The 24,003-nt window shown below is 45.6% G+C and carries 18 protein-coding genes and 3 tRNA genes; 4 read left to right on the top strand and 17 right to left on the bottom strand.

Features of this window, described 5'->3' with window-relative positions:
• Positions 1-142: 142 nt before the first annotated feature.
• A complete protein-coding gene (locus SP90_RS08885; RefSeq protein WP_066854699.1) occupies positions 143-1,078 on the top strand; it encodes a hypothetical protein in 936 nt (311 codons plus the stop codon).
• A 586-nt stretch (positions 1,079-1,664) separates the two neighbouring features.
• On the opposite strand, the gene SP90_RS08880 is transcribed toward SP90_RS08885, so the two are convergent.
• Complete coding sequence (locus tag SP90_RS08880; protein ID WP_066854697.1) at positions 1,665-2,972, bottom strand: GGDEF domain-containing protein; 1,308 nt, start codon at positions 2,970-2,972, stop codon at positions 1,665-1,667.
• 304 nt (positions 2,973-3,276) lie between these two features.
• Here SP90_RS08880 and mtnA point away from each other — a divergent pair, with 304 nt between their 5' ends.
• Positions 3,277-4,326: an S-methyl-5-thioribose-1-phosphate isomerase gene (mtnA, locus tag SP90_RS08875; RefSeq protein WP_066854695.1), complete on the top strand. Its 1,050-nt coding sequence runs from the start codon at positions 3,277-3,279 to the stop codon at positions 4,324-4,326.
• A gap of 267 nt (positions 4,327-4,593) precedes the next feature.
• Here mtnA and SP90_RS08870 read toward each other — a convergent pair.
• The 6 genes from SP90_RS08870 to SP90_RS08845 form a co-directional block, all read right to left on the bottom strand.
• A tRNA-Lys gene (locus SP90_RS08870) sits at positions 4,594-4,669 on the bottom strand.
• Between the two features lie 142 nt (positions 4,670-4,811).
• Positions 4,812-4,887: transfer RNA gene (locus SP90_RS08865), tRNA-Lys, on the bottom strand.
• A 136-nt stretch (positions 4,888-5,023) separates the two neighbouring features.
• A tRNA-Lys gene (locus tag SP90_RS08860) sits at positions 5,024-5,099 on the bottom strand.
• A 70-nt stretch (positions 5,100-5,169) separates the two neighbouring features.
• Complete coding sequence (serS, locus tag SP90_RS08855) at positions 5,170-6,459, bottom strand: serine--tRNA ligase (protein WP_066854693.1); 1,290 nt, start codon at positions 6,457-6,459, stop codon at positions 5,170-5,172.
• Between the two features lie 130 nt (positions 6,460-6,589).
• Positions 6,590-6,973, bottom strand: a complete 384-nt coding sequence (locus SP90_RS08850; RefSeq protein ID WP_082936369.1) for a hypothetical protein — start codon at positions 6,971-6,973, stop codon at positions 6,590-6,592.
• Between the two features lie 300 nt (positions 6,974-7,273).
• Positions 7,274-7,672 (bottom strand): PilZ domain-containing protein, encoded by a 399-nt coding sequence (locus SP90_RS08845; RefSeq protein WP_066854691.1) that lies wholly within the window; start codon positions 7,670-7,672, stop codon positions 7,274-7,276.
• Between the two features lie 340 nt (positions 7,673-8,012).
• Between SP90_RS08845 and SP90_RS08840 the strand changes: the two genes are divergently transcribed.
• Positions 8,013-8,504: a YchJ family protein gene (locus SP90_RS08840; RefSeq protein WP_066854689.1), complete on the top strand. Its 492-nt coding sequence runs from the start codon at positions 8,013-8,015 to the stop codon at positions 8,502-8,504.
• Between the two features lie 110 nt (positions 8,505-8,614).
• Here the strand turns inward: SP90_RS08840 and cydB are convergent, their stop codons facing one another.
• From cydB to gdhA, 7 genes are all read right to left on the bottom strand, one after another.
• Positions 8,615-9,643, bottom strand: a complete 1,029-nt coding sequence (gene cydB / locus SP90_RS08835) for a cytochrome d ubiquinol oxidase subunit II (RefSeq protein WP_066854687.1) — start codon at positions 9,641-9,643, stop codon at positions 8,615-8,617.
• Positions 9,644-9,687: 44 nt separating this feature from the next.
• Positions 9,688-10,986, bottom strand: coding sequence for a cytochrome ubiquinol oxidase subunit I (locus tag SP90_RS08830; protein WP_066854684.1), 1,299 nt, complete (start codon positions 10,984-10,986; stop codon positions 9,688-9,690).
• 661 nt (positions 10,987-11,647) lie between these two features.
• Positions 11,648-12,100: a universal stress protein gene (locus SP90_RS08825; protein WP_066854682.1), complete on the bottom strand. Its 453-nt coding sequence runs from the start codon at positions 12,098-12,100 to the stop codon at positions 11,648-11,650.
• A gap of 282 nt (positions 12,101-12,382) precedes the next feature.
• Positions 12,383-12,826, bottom strand: coding sequence for a universal stress protein (locus SP90_RS08820; RefSeq protein WP_066854679.1), 444 nt, complete (start codon positions 12,824-12,826; stop codon positions 12,383-12,385).
• A 205-nt stretch (positions 12,827-13,031) separates the two neighbouring features.
• A complete protein-coding gene (locus SP90_RS08815; protein ID WP_066854677.1) occupies positions 13,032-13,478 on the bottom strand; it encodes a YqaA family protein in 447 nt (148 codons plus the stop codon).
• A 574-nt stretch (positions 13,479-14,052) separates the two neighbouring features.
• Entirely contained in the window at positions 14,053-17,049 is a 2,997-nt protein-coding gene (locus SP90_RS08810; RefSeq protein WP_066854675.1) for a PEP/pyruvate-binding domain-containing protein, read from the bottom strand.
• Positions 17,050-17,490: 441 nt separating this feature from the next.
• Positions 17,491-18,837 (bottom strand): NADP-specific glutamate dehydrogenase, encoded by a 1,347-nt coding sequence (gene gdhA / locus SP90_RS08800; protein WP_066854669.1) that lies wholly within the window; start codon positions 18,835-18,837, stop codon positions 17,491-17,493.
• A gap of 255 nt (positions 18,838-19,092) precedes the next feature.
• Between gdhA and SP90_RS08795 the strand changes: the two genes are divergently transcribed.
• Complete coding sequence (locus SP90_RS08795) at positions 19,093-19,512, top strand: YccF domain-containing protein (RefSeq protein WP_066854667.1); 420 nt, start codon at positions 19,093-19,095, stop codon at positions 19,510-19,512.
• A gap of 124 nt (positions 19,513-19,636) precedes the next feature.
• On the opposite strand, the gene SP90_RS08790 is transcribed toward SP90_RS08795, so the two are convergent.
• From SP90_RS08790 to SP90_RS08780, 3 genes are all read right to left on the bottom strand, one after another.
• Positions 19,637-20,470 (bottom strand): CPBP family intramembrane glutamic endopeptidase, encoded by an 834-nt coding sequence (locus tag SP90_RS08790; RefSeq protein ID WP_066854665.1) that lies wholly within the window; start codon positions 20,468-20,470, stop codon positions 19,637-19,639.
• A gap of 201 nt (positions 20,471-20,671) precedes the next feature.
• Positions 20,672-21,826 (bottom strand): YibE/F family protein, encoded by a 1,155-nt coding sequence (locus SP90_RS08785; protein WP_066854663.1) that lies wholly within the window; start codon positions 21,824-21,826, stop codon positions 20,672-20,674.
• An 80-nt stretch (positions 21,827-21,906) separates the two neighbouring features.
• Positions 21,907-23,487 carry an alkaline phosphatase gene (locus SP90_RS08780; protein WP_066854662.1) on the bottom strand — a complete coding sequence of 527 codons (1,581 nt, stop codon included), beginning with the start codon at positions 23,485-23,487 and terminating at the stop codon, positions 21,907-21,909.
• Positions 23,488-24,003: the final 516 nt, after the last annotated feature.

The raw sequence follows: 24,003 nt of genomic DNA, 5'->3' as shown, positions 1-24,003 counted from the left end.
AAACGTCAAATCGTTATCTCATTATACTATGTAATCCTTCTTTTCGGCTTAGTTACATGTACGATCTGATGCCCCTACCTGCCACATTATTGGGGGATTTGTTGCATTCGTTGAGAGGGAGAGCACAAAAAGTGGAGGCAGAATGGAACCGTTAAGCTTAACGACGTTGCTAGTCTGTTTTGGTGGAGGAATTCTGGGCGGTGCTCTTGGCGGGCTGCTGTCCTTCGTGCTTTGTGGTCTGTTTGTGTTCTCAGGCTGTCTGATCGCTTTAGCTGGCGGTGGGGACTTTATGTTCTCCGTAATCGGATTCGGTCCTGTTTTCGGCCCACATGTTGGTGGCTTCGCAGCCGGCGTTGCTGCAGCTAACTACGCACAAGGCGTTCGCAAGAATCATCCTACAGGTGGAGCTAAGGATATTCTCGCATCTCTCATGCCTACTTCCTGGGACGTATTACTCGTTGGTGGTATTTTCGCTGTATTCGGTTACCTTTGTAACCTGTGGCTTGCTTCTTTCATGAAAGGGCAGGACACCATCGCTATTACTGTTCTTATCAGCGCATTTGTATCTCGCGCACTTTTCCTTCGTCAGAGCCCGTTTGGTAACTCTGAATCTATTAAAAAATTTGGTCTTCTCGGCACCGATGACACTAACCTGTCTTGGGTACCGTGGATGTTGCCTTTCTCTCGCATGATTATGTTTGCTATCGGTATCGGCCTTGTTTCCGGCGGTGCTGCAATGGCAATCGGTAACTATGCAGAAGCTGCAGGCATTGCTTCCGGCGCAACCGTTACCGCACAGGTAGTAATCGGTTGGGCTGTAGCAGCTGTTTCTCTTATCGCATTACAGCTCGGTAATGACACCATCCAGCGTGTACCTGTATGGCATTGTCAGGCAATTCTTGCTGGTATTGCTTGGGTTAACTTCGGTAACCTCGGAGTTTGTGTAGTTGCAGCAGTAGCTGGCGCACTTCTTCAGGAGCTGGGCGCTCGTCTCTTCTGGAACCACGGCGACACCCACGTTGACCCACCAGCATTCGGTATTGCTGTAGGTACCTGCATTCTCAATCTTCTTGCGTAAATATTATGCACTGCAATCGCACAATTGCAGTGCATTTCGTATAGTTGAATAGGGAATTCCTATTAACGAGTGGCAGAGTTAATTGTAAGGCGGCTTATCCTGTACAAGGATAAGCCGCTTTTTTTTTGTGTCCTGTAAAAATGATTAGGAGAGTGTTTTTTGGGGGGGCAGAGTGGAAATGGCAGTTGCAGTACATACATTCTTTTGATTCCGGAGCGTCCGTGTAACTATCAGCACATCCCGTTTGCTGTGCACTCCGTGGGAGAAACAGCACCGTCATCAAAAGAATAAATGCACTACAGCTGCTTGTAATTTTCGAGACGGCGAGTGGTGTGTTGCTGGAAAAAAAGGGGGGAAGCTGTTTGGGGAGATTATGGGTATTGTTTGCATTGCTTTTAAGAGTGTAGATTCAAGAGAGCACTAGTAAGAAGCTTCTTTGAGGCTGAGAGAACTACCATGGTCGATAGGTTTTCGGGGAGAATGTTTTTCTTTGGGGAAGATAGGTGCACAGATTGTTCTGTTGGGAATAAAAAACGCCAGTTCATTACTTGAACTGGCGTTTTTTGTTTGTCGAGAACTGAACAAATTATTTTCGTACGTTACGCTTTCGTTCCGAACGGGAATCACTTCTTGTGTTTCTCGGTGCTGCGGCAAGCTTCACAATGTTTCGGCCTGCGCCCTTTGCTTTGTAAAGAGCCTTATCCGCGAGCTTAACTACTTCCATCGGTGATTGAGCGCCTTCTGAGCGTTCTGCGACACCAATAGAGACAGTGACGTTTACACTGCCTTTACGCGCGTTACGTTTCTTAGGAGCGCGTTTTCCGCCACGAATATGGAAGTCTGTGCTGGCAAGGCGCCTGCGAAGTTCATCTAAGTGTGGTTCAGCTTCTTTGGCAGAGCCTTTAGGAAATACAATGGTAAACTCTTCACCGCCATAGCGATATGCTCTACCACCGCCGGAAACACGGGATAAATGCCCAGCAACCATGCGCAATACATCGTCACCGATGTCATGACCGTATGTGTCATTGAACTTTTTAAAATGGTCAATATCGACCATTGCCAGCGCGTACTTTCGACCAAGTTTTTTGAAATCTGCATTAAGCGCTCTGCGTGAAGGCAGGTCGGTCAGCTCATCCACGTATGCCATAAAGTAGGAGTCCTGAAACAAGGACAACGTGATGATGCAGGCTGTAGCAGTGAAGAACAAAGCACTTGCATTGGTGATAGCAACATAGTGGTACGCTGCTAGCACAGCAATACAGCTTGTAATTAGGGTGACATACGTACTGTCGCGCTTACCGCGGTTAATGATCATAAAGAGGATCAAAAGAAGCAGTACACTGCCGTTAACAATAAGTACAAGCTGTGGAAGAAACGTCCAGCTGCTGGCCCATGCAGGAATAAAGTCTGTTCGGTCGAGCGGTGTTGCAAGTGCCTGAAACTGGGCAATGATGCTGTGCTGTGCTGCCGGGGTAAGTATGGCAGCAACGATTGCAGCCTGTATCGAGATAAAGGTTGCGGAAATAGCTCCCCAAAATGTTAACACGCCCCTGTCTTCACAGTACGCAAATATTATCAAGTTGATAGGAAGCAGTAATGCTGAAAGTCCGTATGCCTGACGGAGCCTTAAGCCGGTACTGCTCATATTGGGCAAGTATAACGTAATAAACCAGCAACAAAGTGCAATCAGTATCAAAAGAAAAACAGCCCTGCTTCGTTTGAATTGCCACGCCATAGCGCCCCCGATGAAGGCAATGACAAACGGAATTGCAGGCATAATAGGAATAACTGATCTTGGTATAACATGCTGATTCATTACGATAAAATATGTCCCCCCAAGGATAGCGACAGGCAGGAACAGTGAGAGAACTAAATTTGTGAGTGCTCTCATATTTAACCTCGTAACTTTGATATCATCTTTTATTTCAACCCTCTCTAAGGCCTGTCATAGCCTGAAGTGCCCTGTGGAGCAACCCTGTGTACTGTCTTGCTCAGAGTTGCGCAACAGGGTATCAGTGCATCTATAACTTTTGCTCACAGAATGCGTTACTCAATGGAGTCTGTTTGGCAACAATGCAGTTGTTGCAGATAGGAGTTCAGTATCAGATGCGGTCTGTACTATTCGATCTCATTTTTGCTTCAGAATTCTTTTATCGGTGCGTTGAGTCGTTTTCTAAACCCATAGAGAGTATAAAATGGAACGTCATATTCGTTTTTCTGATGAAGATGCAGCCCTTGTGCTGCTTGATCAGCGTTACCTGCCAGCATGTGAAGACGATTACTATTGCCATACCGTAGAAAATATTATCTATGCATTGCAGACTATGGTTGTGCGTGGCGCGCCTGCCATTGGCGTTACAGCTGCATACGGTTGCTGGATTGCAGCAAAAGAAGTGGCAGGAAGTGAAGATTGGAAAAAAGAGCTTGAAGCAAAGCTTGAAGAGATCGCAGAAGCACGCCCTACAGCCGTGAACTTACGCTGGGGTGTGGAGCGCATGAAGGCTCTGTGGGAATCTTCTCAGGCAGAAACTCTTGAAGCACTTATGGATATCTGGCTGGAAGAAGCAAAGATTATCCATAAAGAAGATATTGAGATCTGCAAACAAATCGGCGTCCATGGTGCATCTGTTATTGATGATGGTGACACCGTGATGACACATTGTAACGCAGGTGCCCTTGCAACAGCAGGATACGGGACAGCGTTGGGCGTAGTTCGAGGCGCTGTCGACGCAGGTAAGAAAGACATCTCTGTTATTGCGAATGAAACCCGCCCATTTCTTCAGGGAGCACGTCTTACCGCATATGAATTAAAAGAAGACGGTATTCCTGTTTCCGTTGCCTGCGACAACGCATGCGGGCTTCTTATGCGCCGCGGTATGGTGGATAAGGTTGTTGTAGGTGCTGACCGTGTTGCCGCAAATGGTGATGCTGTAAACAAGATTGGAACCTATTCTGTGGCGCTTCTTGCAAAAGCTCACAATGTTCCTTTCTATGTGGCGGCACCATTGTCCACAATTGATAGAAACATGCCTGACGGTGACTCGACCCCCATTGAAGACCGTACCCCTCTGGAAGTGACGCACGTGGGTGAAACTCAGATTACGCCTGATGACGTTCCTGTTTTTAACTTTGCGTTTGATCCGACTCCAAATGAACTGATCGCAGGAATTGTGACAGAAGTGGGTGTGCTGCGTCCTCCGTTTGCTGAGTCCATTAAAAAAGCTTTCGAAGAGCAAGGTAAGTAATTTTTATTTGGCGGCAGGAGATTCTTTGTAATCATTCTGTGCTATGTTTTGAATAACACGTAAGGGCTGTCCTGCATCAGGTGGGACAGCCTTTTTGTATGATTGGAGCTCATTGTCTGGTTAGCGAGACTGTAAAAAAGACTGAAAAGGCGAGAGATAAGTGCAAAAGAGCTTTTTAGAGATTAGCTGTTTCCGATGAACAAACGTTGAGTTCGGACATAAAAAAAAAGCCGTATTTGCTTTCGCAAATACGGCTTATATATCCAGTGGTGGGTCGTACTGGGCTCGAACCAGTGACTCTCTGCTTAAAAGGCAGATACTCTACCAACTGAGTTAACGACCCGTTCGGAGATGTGATTTATAGATTCCGAGTCATCTTGTCAAACATTTTTCGAAAAAAGTATGTTTTCTCAAGAGCTCTAATGCACACCTTCAGCACCCAAAAAAGCCGTATTCGCTTTCGCAAATACGGCTTATGTATCCAGTGGTGGGTCGTACTGGGCTCGAACCAGTGACTCTCTGCTTAAAAGGCAGATACTCTACCAACTGAGTTAACGACCCTCTTGAGGAAAAGTTTTTTATAGGCTTCGCATCCTCATGTCAAATAATTTTCTAGGAAAAATTAACATTGCGTTACCTTACTCAAACGGTGGTGAATAAATTAGACCGGAACCGAAATTCCGGTCTGTAAATTCAGTGGTGGGTCGTACTGGGCTCGAACCAGTGACTCTCTGCTTAAAAGGCAGATACTCTACCAACTGAGTTAACGACCCGTTTGAGGAGTGCAGTTCTATAGTTGAGCACTCAGATTGTCAAACACTTTTTGAAAAAAAAGTGATTTTTTTATTTTGTAGCCATATCCGGGGTGATTTTTTCAAGGCCACCCATGTACGGACGCAAAGCTTCAGGGATAACGATGGAACCGTCTTCCTGCTGGTAGTTCTCGATGATCGCAATCATTGTACGGCCGGTAGGAAGGCCGGAACCGTTTAGTGTGTGCACAAACTCAGGTTTTTTACCGCCTTTGCGTTTAAACTTGAGGTTAGCACGGCGTGCCTGAAAATCTACGCAGTTAGAGCAGGAGGAAACTTCACGGTACTTGTTCTGACCAGGCAACCATACTTCGATGTCGTATGTTTTTGCGGAAGAAAAGCCCATGTCACCGGTGCACAAGGTTACTACACGGTAGTGCAGGCCAAGGCGCTGGAGAATGTTTTCTGCATGCTGACGCATTTTTTCAAGATCATCGTAAGAAGAATCCGGATGCGCATAGCGAACCATTTCAACTTTGGTGAACTGGTGCTGGCGGAACAGGCCCTTTGTGTCTTTACCGTAGCTGCCTGCTTCAGAGCGGAAGCACTGGGTTTGCGCTGTAAATGCACGCGGTAGATCTTCTTCATCCAGAACTTCGCCTGAGTGCATGTTGGTCAGTGGCACTTCAGCAGTCGGGATGAGGTAGTAGTCTTTATGGTTAAGACGGAAAAGGTCTTCTTCAAATTTAGGCAGCTGACCGGTACCGGTCATGGTGGTGCTGTTTACGATAGCAGGCGGGAACACTTCAGTGTAGCCGTGTTCGTTAGTCTGCATATCGAGGAACAGGTTGATAAGCGCGCGTTCCAGACGAGCAGCCCAGCCCCACAGTACTGCAAAGCGGGAACCGGTAAGTTTGGCAGCGCGTTCAAAATCAAGGCCGCCCATAGTCTCTGCAATCTCCCAATGTTCTTTAGGAGTGAAGGACATGGAAGGCTTTTCGCCCCATTTGTGCAGTTCAACGTTGTCGTCTTCATCTGCACCAACAGGAGCACTTTCGTGTGGTATATTCGGAACAGCAATAAGCCATTCGTTCATTTCAGCTTTAATGGTATCCGTTTCGGCATCAAGCTCTTTAATTTTATCGGACAATGAACCGAGGCGGGCGATAAGCTCAGATGCATCTTCGCCTGAGCGTTTCATCTTAGCTACATCGCCGGAAGCTTTGTTGCGTTCGCTTTTAAGAGATTCAAGTTCTACGAGTAACTCTCTGCGACGTTTATCAATTTTAGTGAACTCTTCAACATTAATAGAAGAGTTTCGTTTAGCCAAAGCTTCAGCTACAACTTGCGGATTTTTCTGCAAAAGTTTGAGATCGAGCATTGAAATGCGGCTCCTTGAAAATTTGTACGATTGGTTAGCATAGCCGCAGGAAAATATGGCGTCAACTTAGATACGTTGACGCCATATTTTTTGTGAGTAGGAGTGTGTTGTTTTTCGCCTGCGGACAGGATTATGAGCTAAAAATTTCCGGATGGAATTCTTGCAAAAAATCCATAAGGCGTGGGTATTCGAAATCTTCCAGCATTTCATGCTGATCACCTTGTGAGTAGTAACCGATCCATACCGGTTCAAGGAGTGAGCCTGGAAATCCGTTTTGGTGTTCGTTCATTACCCACACACGCACATCAAGTCCTTTGTAGCTGGTCTGCCTTGTAAATGCAGTTGTTCCGGCAGGAGTCAGCGCAATTGCGTATCCGAGAGCGAGCATGATTCGGTGGATGTCGGTTTGTACTTCTTCTTGAAGGGGAACATGCTGGATCTTTTGTTTAAATGACTCGGAAAGGAGTGATTGCATTTCCTGTGTCTTGCGGGCTGTACGCGAAGTTTCTGCCATGACCATGTCCTTTGTTTTTTCCTGAACAACAGGGGGAAGCTAAACATAAACAACATAGCTGAATCATTACAAATATGCGAAAAGTGTGTGTTTGTGTCAATAAACATTGATAAAGTAGGCAAGTACAAAAAAACATCATTGATGGGGAAGGTACGTACAGTCTGTGTTGCGAGAGTTTTGGAGAGGAGTTATTTTTTTATGGGATGATGTTACAATGCATCATCAATGATAATCGGTCATTGTTATAAAAAAAGAGCCATGCAGGTGCATGGCTTTTTTTGAAATATACAGATCGTCCTTTCAGGACTTATTGTCTTTTAGATAGCGGGTAAGTGCCTGTTCAGCGCTTTTGCCCATATTTAGAAACTCTATGCCGATTACCGAAGCCCCCTCTTTAACCGTTGACCAGATGACCCGCGAGACTACGCGGATTTTGCAAGGAAGATCACAAGGAACCTGATTGACTCTTTGGAGTTTCTTTTCAAAGCCCGGAAGTTCTATACAAACTTGCTGTACGCTTCCTTTGGGGATGACGGAGTCAACTTTCAGCATGGCACCTTTGGAGGTTATGTCTATACATTCAGCCTCAAATTCCGGCTGGCACGACATGGGGAAAACAAATTCCGCAATGGATGCTGTAAATGGATGGGGATAACGTGTCTGTGCCCTGCGTTCCTTATAATGAGCCTCTTGTGGCATAGTAGAATTGTCCCATATTTATTAAAGGGGAATACACGCCGCGTGTGTTTTTTCTAAAATAGAAAAAAACGTTAGATGAGTGCTTGCGTGAGAATATCACAGCAAACTTGTCTTGAAGCTATTATAAATTGTCTGTTATTTTAGTCAGGTATGGAAATCTTGCAAGTCTAATTTGAATGTTGTACCCACTCATCAGCGTATTGTGTCCATATCGAAAAGTATAGTCGTGGCAGATTCTCTGTCGTATCAGACTAGTAACTAAGTGGTCTGTACACCTTTTTTTAGCACAATCTGATTTTGAAATAGAATTGAAAAATTACTAAGATATAAGGAAGTAATCATGTCTAAATGTCCTTGCGGTTCCGAACTTGAGTTTTCTGCATGTTGTGAACCTGTGATTTCCGGTGCAACTCCTGCTCCTACAGCAGAAGCACTCATGCGTTCCCGTTACTCTGCACATGTAAAAGGAATCTATGAGTACCTTGGTACCTCCATGCACCCTGAAATGCGTGGCGATCTTTCTGTAGACGAAATTAAGGAGTGGTCTGAAAAGATCTCCTGGACTGGCCTTGAGATTCTCGACACGAAAGCTGGTGGCGAAAATGATGAGGTTGGCGAAGTTGAATTCGTTGCTCACTACAAACTTGGTGGTATGCCGCAGGAACTCCATGAACACAGCTTCTTCCGCAAAGAAGGTAAAGATTGGTTCTACGTAGAAGGCATGGTACAGAACCACGATACCTACCGCCGTGAGACCCCGAAAGTAGGCCGTAACGAGCCTTGCCCTTGTGGTTCAGGTAAGAAATTTAAAAAATGTTGCGGTAAGAACTAGGTATCGCGACTGTACAAGACACATCTGATTTGATGTGTTGATATTCTGAACACCAAAAAGGCTGCCCTGCATATGCAGGACAGCCTTTTTTTATTGTATTCTATCAGGTGCTAGTAAGATTCGTCAGAATCGAGCACTTTGTCATCTACTACATGCATGAGCAGTTTAACAGCCCAGAGCTGGTAGAGAAGAACAAGCGGGATGATCACAACCACAACACCGAGCATAATCTGCAGAGTGAGGGTACTGGACGCACCGTTGTACACAGTAACAGACGCAGCAGGATCAAGGCTTGATGGCAGCAATTTCGGGAACATGCCGATTACACCGAACATGATTACGGAGAAAATGGAGATCGCGTTGCTGATCCATGCGAGGTGGTTACGTCCACCAGCAAGGAAGATACGAACCATAAGCAGCGCAGTCACACCGATTGCAGGAATTACAAGCAGTACGCCGTTCTTCTGGTAGTTTGCAAACAGATCAGTGTAGAAGCCGGTAGCAGCGAGGAACGCAACAGCCAGAGCTACAGTGAACGGCCACAATTTCTTTGCATAGGAAATCGCACGATCGTGAATTTCACCGTCAGACTTCATGGAAAGCCACATTGCGCCGTGCATTGCAAAGTTGATTACAAAGAACAGGCCGCCAATAATGCCGTATACGTTGAGCAGTTTAATAATGCTGCCGTAGTATACGCCGTCTGCGTCAAACGGAATGCCCTGGAAGATGTTGGCAAATGCTACACCGAAGAGCAATGCAGGAATAAAGTTGCCGAGGAACTGGAATACGTCCCACATTTTACGCCAGCCATCAGAATCTACTTTATTACGGAACTCAAAGCTTGCTGCACGCATGATGAGTGCAAACAGGATAATGAGAAGCGGTGCATAAAGAGCACTGAACATGATTGCGTAGGCTCTAGGGAATGCAGCGAAGGTGATACCGCCGGCAGCGATAAGCCATACTTCGTTACCATCCCAGAAAGGTGCAACTGTATTATACAGAACGCGCTTTTCGCGCTCATTCTTTGCAAAGAACGGGAACAGGGTTCCGAGTCCGAGATCAAAGCCGTCTAACACAAAGTAGACACTCCAGAGGACTCCCCATAATAAAAACCAGATAAGTTCAAGAGTCATACAAAAAACCTCTCTATTGATTGCTTAGGATTTGTCCTGCCGGTCTACTTAGGGCCTTTCATCGCGTACTTCCTCAGCAGGTAGATATCCAGCAGGCCAAGGAAGGTGTAAATCACGGTAAAGGCAACAATAGACCAGACAACCATGGAGGCTTCGATCGGTGAAGCCGCTTCTGAGGTTCGGAGTAGTTTGTGTACGATCCAAGGCTGACGACCTACTTCCGTTACTGTCCAGCCAAGCATAATGGCAATGTACGGAAGTGGGATAAGCCAAGGGAGTACTTTGAGCACAAACGTTTTTTCTTCAATCTTTTTACGCCATACAAACAGGGCGATACCGAGAAGAGGGAAGAAGGAGCCAAGGGCAACCATCAGACGGAAACTGATAAAGGTTGGCAAAACTGGCGGACGATCTTCAGCAGGAATATCGTTCAGGCCGATAACTTCTGCATTCGGGTTGTTGTAAGCCAGAATGGACAGCGCACCCGGAATAGGCAGTGCCTGAATGGCGTTACCTGTATTCTCAGCATTAGGCCATGTAAGCAGGTACATAGGAACGTTGGTTCCGGTTTCCCAGTGTGATTCCATAGCAGCAAGTTTTGCAGGCTGGTATTTGGCTGCGATCTGGCCTTGATGGTGACCGGCTGCTGCAGTGGTTAATGAGAAAATAAGGAAGAATATGGACGCAATCTTGAAAGAACTTTTGAACAGTTCCATTTCATTTTTGCGGACAAGGTGCCATGCGGAAATACCAATGACAAAGAGGCCGCCAACCATCCATGAAGAGGAAACTGTGTGGGCAAATTCGCCGATTCCGTATGGGTTGGTAATTACGGCAAAGAAGTCAGCAAGCTGCGGTTTTCCGTCAACCATTTTGTAGCCAACAGGATTCTGCATGAACGCGTTAGCCATGATGATCCAGAAGGCAGACATGTTAGACGCAAGAGCGACGAGCCATATGCACATACAGTGGACTCTTTTGGATACTTTTTCCCAGCCGAAGAACCACACAGCAATAAAGGTGGATTCAAGGAAGAAGGAAGTACTTGCTTCAATTGCGAGCAAGGAACCAAAAATATCCCCTACGTACTCAGAGTAGCGGGACCAGTTAGTACCGAACTGGAATTCAAGAGTGATGCCTGTAACAACACCAAGAGTAAAGTTGATGATGAACAGTTTACCCCAGAATTTTACCATGCGCTTGTACATTTCGTTGCCGGTACGCACATACATGGTTTCCATGATGGCAAGCAATACAGACAGTCCAAGCGTTAGTGGTACGAAGATGAAATGGAAGAATACAGTTACTGCAAACTGGATTCTGGACAGCATTACTACGTCCATACATTAACCCCCTTCGGCTTACGTCCTGTCAGAGCAGGCAGCGGACGCCAAGGTTTCAAAAAAATTATTGAATATTTTTAACAGGACACACACGACTGTCCTGCCACTCACTCAGTAATGGTAATCAATACTAAAAAAACTTTTTTTGCAACCACAAATTTGTTTTTCCCCCAATAAAAAAGGCTCCTTACTCCTTCTTTTTAGCATGTTCTTTTTAAATTAGATAACAAAAAAAATAAGATACGTTTATTTTTGCCTCGTGACATAAAAGCTCTGAAATTTATATCCGACAGAGGCGGCTGAGGAAAGGTACTGGCTAGCATCAGGCTAGACTATGTAACTCTACCTTGCCCTGTCGTAACTCTTATCGGGTGTTTATTGCGTTACAAAAGTTCTTTGTATTCACTACCTGTGCATGTTGCTGGAATGTGAAGTGAGTAAAACCGAAGACCATGATAAAACTTTTTTCCTTATAATACTAATAGGTAAAAAGACCCTATAGGGCAAGTCACAATAGGAACGCCCCAGCCTGAATGAGCTGTCAGGCGGGGGCGTTCCGGAGTTGTGTGCATAGCTGTGTGCTGTTTTTATCCGTCTATCTACCGGATAAAAGTGCGTCGAGCCTGCGGGCTGGATGGACTAGCAGAAGGGATGTTGTGCGCTAGCCTTTGCATTCAGCCGGGTGGATTGTAAGTACAGGTGTATTGGAGTGTTTTACAACTCTGTTGGCTACAGAGCCGAAAAGAACGCGTTCCATTCCTTTACGGCAATGAGTTCCCATTATGACCATGTCGTAATCACCAGTTTCAGTCATTTCCAGAATCAAATCCTGAGGCTGTCCGCGTCTGAGTTTGATGGAAACGTCAGTGTTCTGAAGTTGGTTTTCTGCAAGTTTATCAAGTTCATCTATTGCGCGCTGTTTTGAATCCGCTTTGAGTTTTTCAACGACGTCATCTGTAAGGTAAACATCATAAAAGCGATCAAGTGGTGGGCGTGCATACAAAAGAGTTACTTTTGCCTCATGTTTTTCTGCCATCATTTTTGCGTATTCTACAAAGAAGCCGTTGTCTTCCATGACATCAACAGGAACGAGGATATTTTTGATACTAGGCATGATGACCTCCAACAGATGTTAAATAATCGGGGATAGTTTCAAGCTCTGCGGACTCTGTCTTTGCAGTCAGATGCTCCAGAGCAAGAAGCAAAGAACATCGGGACAAACAGATTGTGGCGTTATTCTTTGTTATAACTCTTAATAGTAATGAATACTAAAAAGCTATCTTATGCAACCTAAAAAAGATAAAAAACAAAATTTTTTTGTAATCTATTGATAATACAAAAATTCCCCTGAAGACAATTTGTTTCTTTCAGGGGAATTTGAAATTTTTTGGATTCACTATTTTTCAGGGCGGACTGTGAGTACTGGAATATCGGCCAGTTTGACTACATGGCTGGCTACTGACCCGAACATGATCCGGTCCACGCCTCTTCGACTGTGGGTGCCCATAATAATCAGGTCGGCGTTACTTTCTTTTGCTATTCCAAGAATCACATCCTGCGGGTGTCCATTGGCGAGCCGCTGCACTACGTCTGCCCCCGCAAAGTTGCTTTCCACGAATTTAGCCAGTTCGCGTATGGCTCCTTTTTCAGAATCTTCATGGAATTTGGAAATAGTGTCTTGTGGCAGATAGAGACCGAAGTACTGGCTCAACGGTGGTGTTGCATAGACCACGGTTATGGTGGCATTCAGCCTTTCTGCAAAGAGCTTGGCATATTTTGCTACAAAAGAACTGTCTTCCATTAAATCAACAGCAACGAGAATGTGCTTAATTGTTCGCATACCTTCCTCCGGCTCATATGATATATTCACGCGCAACTGCATTATGCGCTATGGTTGGTTTGAGTCGAATATCCCGTTTGAAAAGGGATGAGTGTAATCCTACCATATGAGGACGGTATGTGCAGTCAGTTAGGGGGAAGGTCGAGGCATTCTATAATGGAAAGCGAAGAAAGAATCATGCGGCAAAAGAAGACGCAGGGTTGTGTTATGTCGCTTGCATTGTCAGCCATGCCAGTGCTGCGTAGCGGACAAACTTGCCTGTAAGAACAAGTAGAAGGAACAGGGAAAAACGCATTCGGGCAATACCGCCGACAAGACACAGCGGATCACCTATTATTGGAACCCATGAAAGAAGCAGAGACCACTGTCCCCACTTGCTATAGAAGGATTGCGCTTTCTGTTGGGATTTTTCATCAATGCGCAGGATGCGGTTGATAAGGTAAGCACCTCCCCATATGCCGATGGCATATGTTGTACAGGCACCCAGAGTATTTCCTGCTGTGGCGACAATAACAGAGGTTGTTGGTTCAAAAGAGCCTGCAACCATAGCAATAAGTAGCCACTCGGAACCAAGTGGAAGCACTGTGGCAGCTAAAAAGCTGAGAAAAAAAAGCGCGGGATATCCTGTCTCTGGGGAAAAAAACTCTGTCATAGGTCTGGCACTGTTTCAAAAAGCGGGTGTAGCGTCAATGGAAAGACAAGATACGAAACCAAGAAGGGCTCTGTAATCATGATGATTACAGAGCCCTTCGAGGAAATATTCGTGGAACATTCAGGCTATCTGACTTCTCCCCGTTATTAAAGCGCAATCACAACGGGGCTGTCAGATAGAAAAAGGAAGTTAGGTAAACTGGTACCGAAGGTGAAAAGAGTGTTGGCAGTTACTCACAATTTCACTGTGTTAGAGGATACCACATGTGCTTTTATGAAAAGCTAATTCTAATATAGCAACAGGGATGCCAAGTTTAAAAAAGTTTATGCTTTTTTTATAAAACCCGCGATTTCAGCATGTTGGGAAATATCGATTATAATGGTGTTTACTCGCACGGGTTGCATTTGTGCATCTTGGGGTTGATGTACATTCTAATGGCGTTGCTAAAATGCAACGTCATTAGAATGTGGCCTGAAAAAAGAGGGAAACGTAGGTATTTTAGGGCAATATTATTATACGTTATGTTGCGCTAGTGCAACCCGAAGGAGTTGGGCGGGGTGCTGCTAACAGAAAATTATGTTGCACTTTTGTTTGATTGCTCCGGCTTAGAGCCTGAAGGCTTTAACAAAACGCAATCTGCTGTTCGACCGTCCACTTTGACAGTGATTGGTGATTCAAACTGTACGTGTGTAATGAACTGTCCTTTTGCGTGTACAGGCACTGATGCCAGCCAGTCCCATTGTATGAATTCTTCACTGGAGTTGGTAACCATAACGTAGTTGATGCCCAGTGTGGTGATGCAGTGGAAGAAGTGTGAACCTTGTGAAGGTTCCACACGCAGGTTTTCGGTAAAGGTTTCCACAATGGCAGATACACTGGATATTTCATTCCATGTGACAGGAACGCCGAGCCAGCGGTCAGATGTCCCCCATCGACCGGGGCCTATGAGAATGTATTTGCGGTTTTCCTGAAGCATCTGCCTGTTGCTGTCCATTATCTCCTGTTTAATTTCCATTGTTTTTGCCACATCAAAGTCATCAGGATGGATAAAGATAATGTCGTATATGTCCTGATTTTCGGAATTTCCCAATGCATGTTTGGAGTGACAAAAGGCTTCTGCCCGTTCTTGTTCAGTAATGTTCACGGTTGCCAGACCGGAAAGTGAACTCATAGGGCGCAGTTGGAGCAAGGCAAATTCCGCGTTGGAACCGTCCATATCCATGTTTACACAAAATTCCAGTTCTACAGGGCCACCCATGGCTTCTTCTGCCATTGTGAGGATATCATTCAGCAATGAAGGGAGCGGGAATAGGCCGTGCTTAACAACTTGTGCAAAGAGAAGAACTTTGGAGCTTCCTGGAATTGAGGCAGTTTCACGAATGATTCCTTCCTGCGGGAGATAGCTGCTTGCAAGATAGGAAATAGGGCCGTCCGGTTCGGCATTGTATATCCGGCGTTGAACAAGTGCGCCCTCTTGTTCCTTAGCTTTAGGCGCAAGTACTGGATCGCCCATGTAAAGGCTGTAGAAGGTGCTTTGCGAGTTCTTGAGCAGTTCCTGCATGTTTGCAGCCTGAGGTTGTACATGCGGACATTTAGGGCAGAAGCGGAATACCTGTCCGCCGTCCATGACGGTTTTGCCGAGCCCCATAGCAATGGATGCAATGCCGTCATCTGTTTTCATTCTGCCGAACGGATAAAAGTTCTTTGACTGGGCAACACCTGATATCGCAGGGTAAAAGTAGTCATCGTAACGTCTTCCGATAACTTCCTGAATAATTACGCCCATTTTTTCTTCATCCGTGCGCAGCTTAACTCTGCGGGAGAATGATTTCGGGGACTGGAAGAACGTGGACGCGTAGACTTTTTTAACAGCCGTCGCCAGTTCCCTGTACCGGAATTCAATATCTGGATGCGTATTGGTGAGCATGACGGTTGAGTACAATCCGGCATATGCCTGATATTGAGCATCTTCAAGCAGGCTTGATGAACGGACAGCAAGAGGTGTGTGTACTTTTTCCAGAAAGATTCTCAGCTTGTGTCTGAGCCAGTCCGGTAGTTTTGCCTTAAGGCATATTTCTACAACCTCTGCGTCTTCAAAATCATCATCGGCAAGATACCCTAAGTCATTCAGGCGAAGGAAGCTGTCAAAACCTTCTGTAGCAATACTGAGAACTTTCGGAGGTACAATGTCGATGTGGGGGTATTTTTCTTTCAGCCAATTACTTTGCCCTATAAGGCGGAACATAAAGGCCAGACTGCGCGCTTTGCCGCCGATAGAGCCTTCGCCTATTTTTAAGAAGTCTGTCTGCGGATCAAAATCATTTTCTTTGAAGCTCACGACAATGCCCCGTTGGCGTTGCTGCAGCCTGTTATGAATCTGTTCAATAACAAAGGCACGCATAGCATCCACGCTGTTTTCAAAATCTTCAGCAGTCAGGGGACGCATGATGCAGGCAAGTTCTGTTTCTGTACGGGCAAAGAACCAGCGCGAGAAATCATTATTCAGACAATGGGCAAGAAAAACATCGTCAGGTACTTCGTTCAGCTTTTGTTTGAGCTGAAACATGGTGTGTGCACGGTCTATTTCCATTCCGTCTTTGTTACGGAAGATAAAATCACCGAATCCTAGATGTTCACTCACAAAGCGGTGCAGTTCCGCCAGAAGCAGCGGAGAGTTTTTATCGATGAATTCACACGGGATTTCTTCCGCAAACCATTTATTTACTGATTCACTGCTTGCGAGCAGAAGCGGAATGTCTTTTCGTTCTTTTTTGATCTGGGAAAGCAGCGTAACACCCGCAGACGGGTCTACCTGACCGTTGCGCGGGTAGCGTACATCTGAAATGACACCGAGTACGTATTGTTCATACTGGCGGAAATATTCCATGGCTTCTTCATACGTTTCTGCCACAAGAATTTTGGGACGGGCGCGCATCACCAGCAGCCGGTGCTCCTGATTGAGCCCTTCTTGAATAACTGCCTGTGCCTGCTGTACTAACGCGCGGTAGAGAATAGGGAGAAATGACGAGATATAGCTCGGGGAATCTTCCACCAGAATAATACTGCGGATTCCGGCTTCCATGGCATCATGGGCAACATTCATCTTATCTTCAGTCAATTTGACGATAGCCAGCAGGAGTTCGGCATCCCCTGTCCATAAGAAGCAATGATCTAAATCCTTTCGCTTGAGCTGCTCGTTTTCTATTTCCCTGTGAGTCAGTATGACAACGGGCAGATCCGGCACAAAGGCGTCAATGCGCTGTTTCAGGTCAACCAGTTCCGGTTCGGCAAGTCCAGACATAAGGATAACCATTTCAGCGGGACGCTGTTCCAGAGCGGCCGGAATCTCTTCAGGTGAAGAAATCCATGTAAGGCGAGGCGGTGAACTGAGGTTAAGACCGCGGTATTCGTTTGCAAGGCGTTCTGAAAGGTTGCAATCTTCTTCCATTACCCATGCATCATATGGTGAGGACACAAGAAGGATGTGCTTTACCTTCTCGCGCATAAGATCATGATATACCCTGAATTTGTTTTCAGCTGTAATTCGGTGACAGAAATCAGAAAGTGCCATAATGCCCCGCAGGTTTGAGGGTGGATGGTTCAGGTGGTTTCTGTTGTGAGTACGATTTGTCTTTGAGTATCAATGGCTGGTACTGGAATATAGTGCATTGCCACTCTCTAAAAAAGATATCGTTGTTTAATTTGTAGCACTGGCAGGCCGTTAGAGCAATGGAAGGACGCAATCTGCGAGAGCGTTGCTTGGTTGGAGAAAGAATGCTGAATAAGATCGGAGATAAAAAAGAGGCACACCTACTTGCAGGTATGCCTCTAAGATTGATAATAAAACCGAACATTGCGGCGTTGCTTCGAAAAACTCCAAGGCTCTTATTGGTCGCTACTTATGAGTTTATCTTGCGCCTTGCACTGCACAGATTGGTTTCAATCTGGCAGGTAAAGACGTAGTCGACTGCCTCAGCCGCAGGTACGTGATAAAGAGTACGTATTGTGGTGGTTACACCACGCCCTGATCAATCATGGCATCAGCAACTTTGGTGAAGCCGGCAATGTTGGCACCATTCACGTAGTTGCGTGGAGTTCCGTAGTACTCAGCAGTGTCCAGACAGCGCTTGTGAATATTTTTCATGATCATGCGCAAGCGGTCATCCACTTCATCACGGCTCCAGCTCAGGCGCATGGAGTTCTGTGTCATTTCCAGACCGGAAACAGATACCCCGCCGGCGTTAGCTGCCTTGCCCGGGCCGTACATAATTTTTTCTTCTACAAACAGCTCAATTCCTTCCGGTACCGTAGGCATATTTGCGCCTTCAGAAACAACAGTAACGCCGTTGGCCACCAGATTAGCAGCGTCTTTTGCGTTAATTTCGTTCTGGGTTGCACACGGGAATGCGCAGTCTGCTTTGTGATTCCATAACGGGTTAAAGTCAGTTGCTGGGTCAACAGGAATATAGACAGCTTCCGGATACTCTTCTGCGTATTCGCTGACACGGCCGAAACGTACATTTTTGAGCTCTTTAATGAACTGGAGCTTTTCCCGATCTACGCCTTTTTCATCATAGATGTATCCTGAGGAATCAGAGAAGGTTACAGGCACACTACCCAGTTCTATGAGTTTTTCCATGGCAAACTGAGCCACGTTACCGGAACCGGAAACAAGGCTGCGGGTGTCTTTCAAGGTTCGACCATCAACAGCAAGCATCTCAGCCGCAAAGTACACTGCACCGTACCCTGTAGCTTCAGGACGGATAAGGCTGCCACCCCAGTCCAGACCTTTACCGGTCAGAACGCCTGTAAATTCGTTACGTAGACGTTTGTACTGACCGAACATAAAACCGATTTCGCGTGCGCCTACGCCAATGTCACCGGCAGGAACGTCGGTGTCAGGGCCGATATGACGAGAAAGTTCTGTCATAAAGCTCTGGCAAAAACGCATGATCTCCATGTTACTTTTCCCCTTAGGGTCAAAGTCGGAGCCGCCTTTACCGCCACCCATCGGAAGGCTGGTAAGGGCATTTTTGAAAACTTGTTCAAATGCAAGAAATTTTAAAATACCGAGGTTTACGGACGGGTGAAAACGTAACCCACCTTTATATGGCCCGATGGCACTGTTCATTTCAACACGGAAGCCCCTGTTGACGCGTACATTGCTGTCGTCATCTACCCACGGAACACGAAAAGTTATAACGCGTTCCGGCTCAACAATACGTTCCAGAATGTTCGCGCTGCGGTAATGTGGGTTGCGATCAAGGACAGGCTTGATAGATTCTACAACTTCAGTAACCGCTTGATGAAATTCACGCTCATTAGGATCTCTGCTTTTAATAAGGTCGAGAATATCCATTGTCGGACTCCTTGCGCTGCAGCAGTGGCGCAGCAAAACAAAGTTAGATTCATGTATAGAATAGTGGCGACATACTGCACTTTTTTTTCTGTTGTTGGAATACCAAGTTCAAAATTATAGTAAAAGGGAGATACTTGCTTTTTATTTTAAATCGTATTTAATATAAAAAGTTCCAATTTTACTAACAATTGCTGACATTTTTGTGAAACACCGCCGTTTTTTCAGTGCGGTACATATACTTACTAGAGAAATAGCATGCTAAAAACGATTATGAATATCCTCTGGCTTGTTCTGGGGGGACTTGAAATGGCACTCGGCTGGTTTATTGCCGGAATTATCATGATCATCTCAATTGTGGGTATCCCATGGGCGCGTTCATGCTTTGTAATAGGCATGTTTACCCTGTGGCCTTTCGGCAAGCAGGTGGTTAACAGGGAAGAAGTAACAGGCGTGCCGGACATCGGTACAGGTTGCCTTGGACTTTTCGGTAACATTATCTGGTTTATCTTTGGCGGATTCTGGCTCGCAATCGGGCATCTGCTTTTTGCGTTGATGAACTTTATTACCATTATTGGTATTCCGTTCGGCTTCCAGCATCTCAAACTGGCGGTGATTTGCCTTGCACCGGTTGGGAAAAGCGTTATTGATGACCCGAATTCCCTGTTGAATGACTAAAATTGATTATTTCAAAATTTTTACAGTCAGTTGACTGTCTGTAATTTTGATTTACAAACAAGAAAAGCCGGAACACACGTTCCGGCTTTTCGTTTTTTATTGTGCTGTCTCAGCTTGAGACGGGCTATGAATGTATTGCAGAAGGGTATGTAAAAAAGAACAGGTGGGAGAAGTTGAAAAGGAAATGATACAGGACAGCAACCCAGAGTCTGGAACTGTACTGGAATGCCATTCCATAAAAGAGCCCCGCAACGGTGGCAAAAGCAATGAGCAGAATGCCGCCATGATAATGGGAAATACCAAACAGGATGCTCGCAATGATGAGTGCGGGCCATAGCCCGATAATTCCTTTCAGTCCTTCCTGAATGTAGCCTCGGTATAACGCTTCTTCAGCAATGCAGGTGAACAGAAGATTATTCAGGGCAAAAATCCACCACCATGATGGGAGCATGATTTCCGGTCGGATTGATCCAAGAGCCCATGCCACCATAAGCATACAGAAAAGTCCTGTTGCCGCTGCTAGCAGGGGGCGAATGCGAAACGTTTTGCCTGATCCGAACAGTTTTGCCCAACAGACGGCGAGCGCACAAAAGATTAAGGGCTTGTCCAGATTAAGGTACATGGAAAAGGGAGCGCTTTGTGGGCCTGCATGTACGCTTTTCAGGATAAGCAAATTACTGATTCCGGGAACCCAATGTTCGTATAACGCAACACACCATGCGGTAAGTACAGCATATGCCAGTGTGCGTATGTGAAATTGTAATTTAGGGATGCTTGCTGCAATTGCAAAGCCTAGTAAGACAAGCAGCGCTGCGCTGATAGTGATTCTGTCTGCTATGAATGCTGTAACCAGAGATGTTATGACAAAAAAAATACCTTCTTTTTTTCTGTGAAAAAATAAAAGTATTACAGAAAGCCCAAGGAAAAACCATATAAGCAGTTCTATGTGAGTGTTCATGTTGTAAACATTATTAAGTTATATGCTTATGTCAAGATAGTTTATGATTTGTAAACAGTGGTATTGTGCTTAATGAAGCATGTTTTTGTCTAGACAACCTTTGCTGCAACGATAATCTGCTAATACACTGTTATATGAAAAAGTAAAAAGCTCTCACTGAAGAATGATGAGAGCTTTTTTTTATTTTACACAGATGTGTTGTTAATTGGTTTCTAAATAGTCTTTTGCGGGGGGACTCGTTTCCACATATGCCGTTAGTAGCACCCCTGCTATGAGTGCCGTGACAGGGGCAACCATAAGAAGCCCAATACTGCCTATGAGGATACGGAAAATTTCTGCGGCAACCAGTTTCATGTTTACTATGCGCGTAAAACTTGTTCCCTGCGATACAAAGACCATCAGCATGGTCAGGTAGCCACCTGAGTATGCAAGCAATAAGGTCGTTGCCATGGTGCCTATGACCATGCGGCCAACATTGAAGCCGGACTGGATGAGCTCACGCATTGTAATATCAGGACGTTTGAGCTTGATTTCGTTCATCGACACACTCACATCCATGGCAATGTCCATGGCTGCTCCAGAGGCACCAAGCAGCACTGCTGAATAAAAAATGTGCTGCATGTTAAGGCCGTAATTACCTTGCACGAGAAGCGTGGTGGAAAATGGTGTCGTCATACCGCCAAGATTGAGTTTGTCGCCGAAGAAAAGAGTAAGAATAAGTGTGACGGCAAGCCCGCTGATTGTTCCAAGAAATGCTGCAATGCCATGTCGTGTGGCTCCTGCAACAGTGAGGATAATGACCATGGATAACAGCACGAGGACGCTCAAACTGAGGGGAAGTGGGTCTGCCCCATTAAGAAGATTGGGGATGTAATAGCACCAGAGCAGGCCAAGTGAGGCCACGAAAGAAAAGAGTGCTTTAAGCCCTATTATGCGGGAGTAGGCGATAAGTGCTACTGCAAAAAGAATAAAAAGTACGAGTTCCCAGTTTTGGCGGAACGTGTTTATTGCCTTGGCGTGGGTGATTTGCTGATCTTTCACTTGAATTGCAAGCAGGATAGTATCACCGGGCTGATAGAGTTCATCCATATCCATCTGCCCATTAAGGTGATTGACTGCGGTAACCTGTTCACCCTTCCAGTGACCTTCATTTACAATGACAAGTACTGTCTGGTTACCGACTGTTCCTGCGCCTGCTTGAAAAATTTCGCTATTATCAACAGAGAGTACGGTTCCGGACAGCTCATGTATATTGCCTGACCGATCTGTTTCAAACCATTTTTGTCCGGTAAGAAACAACAATATGACAATCCCCAGAAGTAATAGAGCTTCTACAATACGCTTCAGCCTCGACATTTTTTCTCCGGCTCTTTCTGTTGGTTTGCATTCAAAAAAAGGCGGAGTCGGGGTTCCGGCTCCGCCCAATTGCGTAATCCCTACTTAGTCCGTTCTTGGCCATAAGGAATTTTAGAGTATTTTTCGTTAGGGCCTGTTGTGTTACCAAGCAGCGCTTTGGAAGGTGTAGTTTTGAAAGAGGAAAGTTTTACGCCCATAACGTCTGCCATGGTTTTAGCGACTTCTGTGTTGTCTTTAAATCCACCGAATTTTGCTGACTGGTTACCGATTGCAGACAGTGCCGTAACAGTGGAGGTGTGAACGTAAGAGGTCCAGCTGATACGTGCACGTTCAGATACGAGGTGCGCAACAGCAATCATGGTAGGGGTGTAGGCATAGCCGTAGTTAATCTGTTCAGCTGCAGGCAGGTTCTGGTTACGATCTTCAATAGTCATTGCAGATTCAAGCTGTTCCTTTTCTCGTGGAGTAAGGTCGGTTAATCCGAAGTACTCACCAACATACTTAAGGTATGCTGCATGACGTTCTGCTACTTTCGGGTACTCTTCCACCATGTCGGGGTATACGTACGCAAGAATGTCTTCGATGGAAGCTTTAACTTTGAACAGCTCGTTGAGTTTGAGGAAGTAACCTTTGGAATCAAGGCTGATACCCATAGCCATACCGCCGGTTTCGTGGTCAGCAGCTACAACGATCAGTGTTTCTTCAGGATGTTTTTTGTAGAAAGCGAGTGCTTCTGCAACAGCTGCGTCAAGAGCGAGAGTGTCGTATATTGTGCCGGTCGCATCGTTACAGTGCGCTGCCCAGTCAATACGTCCGCCTTCAACCATGAAGAAGAATGGCTTCTTCTGTGCTTCAAGAACCTCAATACCTTTAGTAGTTAATTCAGCAATAGAAGGCATAGCGTTCTTTTTTTCAGAACTGTTAATGCGGTCGATTTCCATGCCTAATACGCTGTATGCGAGAGGTGCGAGGACTTTATCACCTTTTTTGGGTTTGTACGCGCGGAAGGCATCACGAGCGTTATTGCCAACAAATGTAGTATAGCCCTTTGCTTTAAACTCAGCGATGAGGTCACGGTCATCTTTGCGCTTAGATTTGAGGCCAGCGGCGTTGTTTTTGGCAACAAAGTGGCGAAAACCACCGCCAGCAAAGTATTCAAAACCGGTACCAAGCTGGTCGATTGCCATCTCATTCTCATTACTGCGGCTCATGTTGTGAGCGGAAAATGCTGCAGGTGTAGCATGGGTGATACGGGTAGAGGTTGCAAGACCTACTGCGTAGCCTGCGTCGTGTGCTGCTTCTGCAATGGTCTTCAGATCTGTCCCGTCAGGAAGTTTAGCAATAGCACCGTTAGTTGTTTTAAAGCCGGTCGCAAGAGCAGTACCACCAGCACCTGAATCTGTAATGAGAGTGTTATCTGAATGGCTGGTAACCAGAGCAGAAACTGGGAAACTGTTCATTACCAGTTTGGCTTCGGGATTCTGGGTCTGAATTTTGTAGAAGTACTGGGCAGCCTGGCGCTGAGAAGCGCCCATGCCGTCGCCGATGAAGTAAAATACATACTTAGGTGCTGCTGCAAAAGCACTGGATGCAAAAAGAAGCATGCTGGCTAGCAATACAAACGCACACATTGTCTTGTTACCAAGTCGCTGCAAAGTCATACATTTCTCCATTGTTAGTTACGGTCGTGAATGTAATTAATTCAACTTTCAATACAGATGGATACCTGTTCGGCAGTAGTCTGCCTTATTCAAACAGACGCGTGATATCGTCTAAGGTTTGTGTAGTTGTTGTGCGAAGTAGATTCTGGTTCAGGGATGTAAAAATGTACTTTCTAAAATTAGAGCTGTGAAAGCCTACCCCCTGCCCCTAGGGGGAAGGTCAATGTGAAAATGCATAAAAATGATGTTTAACATCATGTTATTATGTGAATGCTCTTAGTTGCTTACAATTGATGAGTGGTATGTTTCAGGAAGTACGTAAGTGCTAAAACGTGTACGTGCTGCTGCATTGCTACAAGCGATTTGCAAATCCATGTGTAGCTATAAGAAAGTATAAAACGCCACAGTGCAGTGCATTGTGGCGTTTTGTTATTAGTGAGTTGTACGTAAAAAGGATTATATGAGCGTTAGCTGAAAAGTGTCTGCTGATTATAGTAATGAACAAAACAGTATCGG

It is taken from the genome of Halodesulfovibrio spirochaetisodalis, from assembly GCF_001672295.1.
In the GTDB taxonomy this organism is placed as follows: Bacteria; Desulfobacterota; Desulfovibrionia; order Desulfovibrionales; family Desulfovibrionaceae; genus Halodesulfovibrio; species Halodesulfovibrio spirochaetisodalis.
The sequence above is the reverse complement of the archived record's forward strand: the minus strand, read 5'-3'. Positions and strand labels throughout refer to the sequence as shown.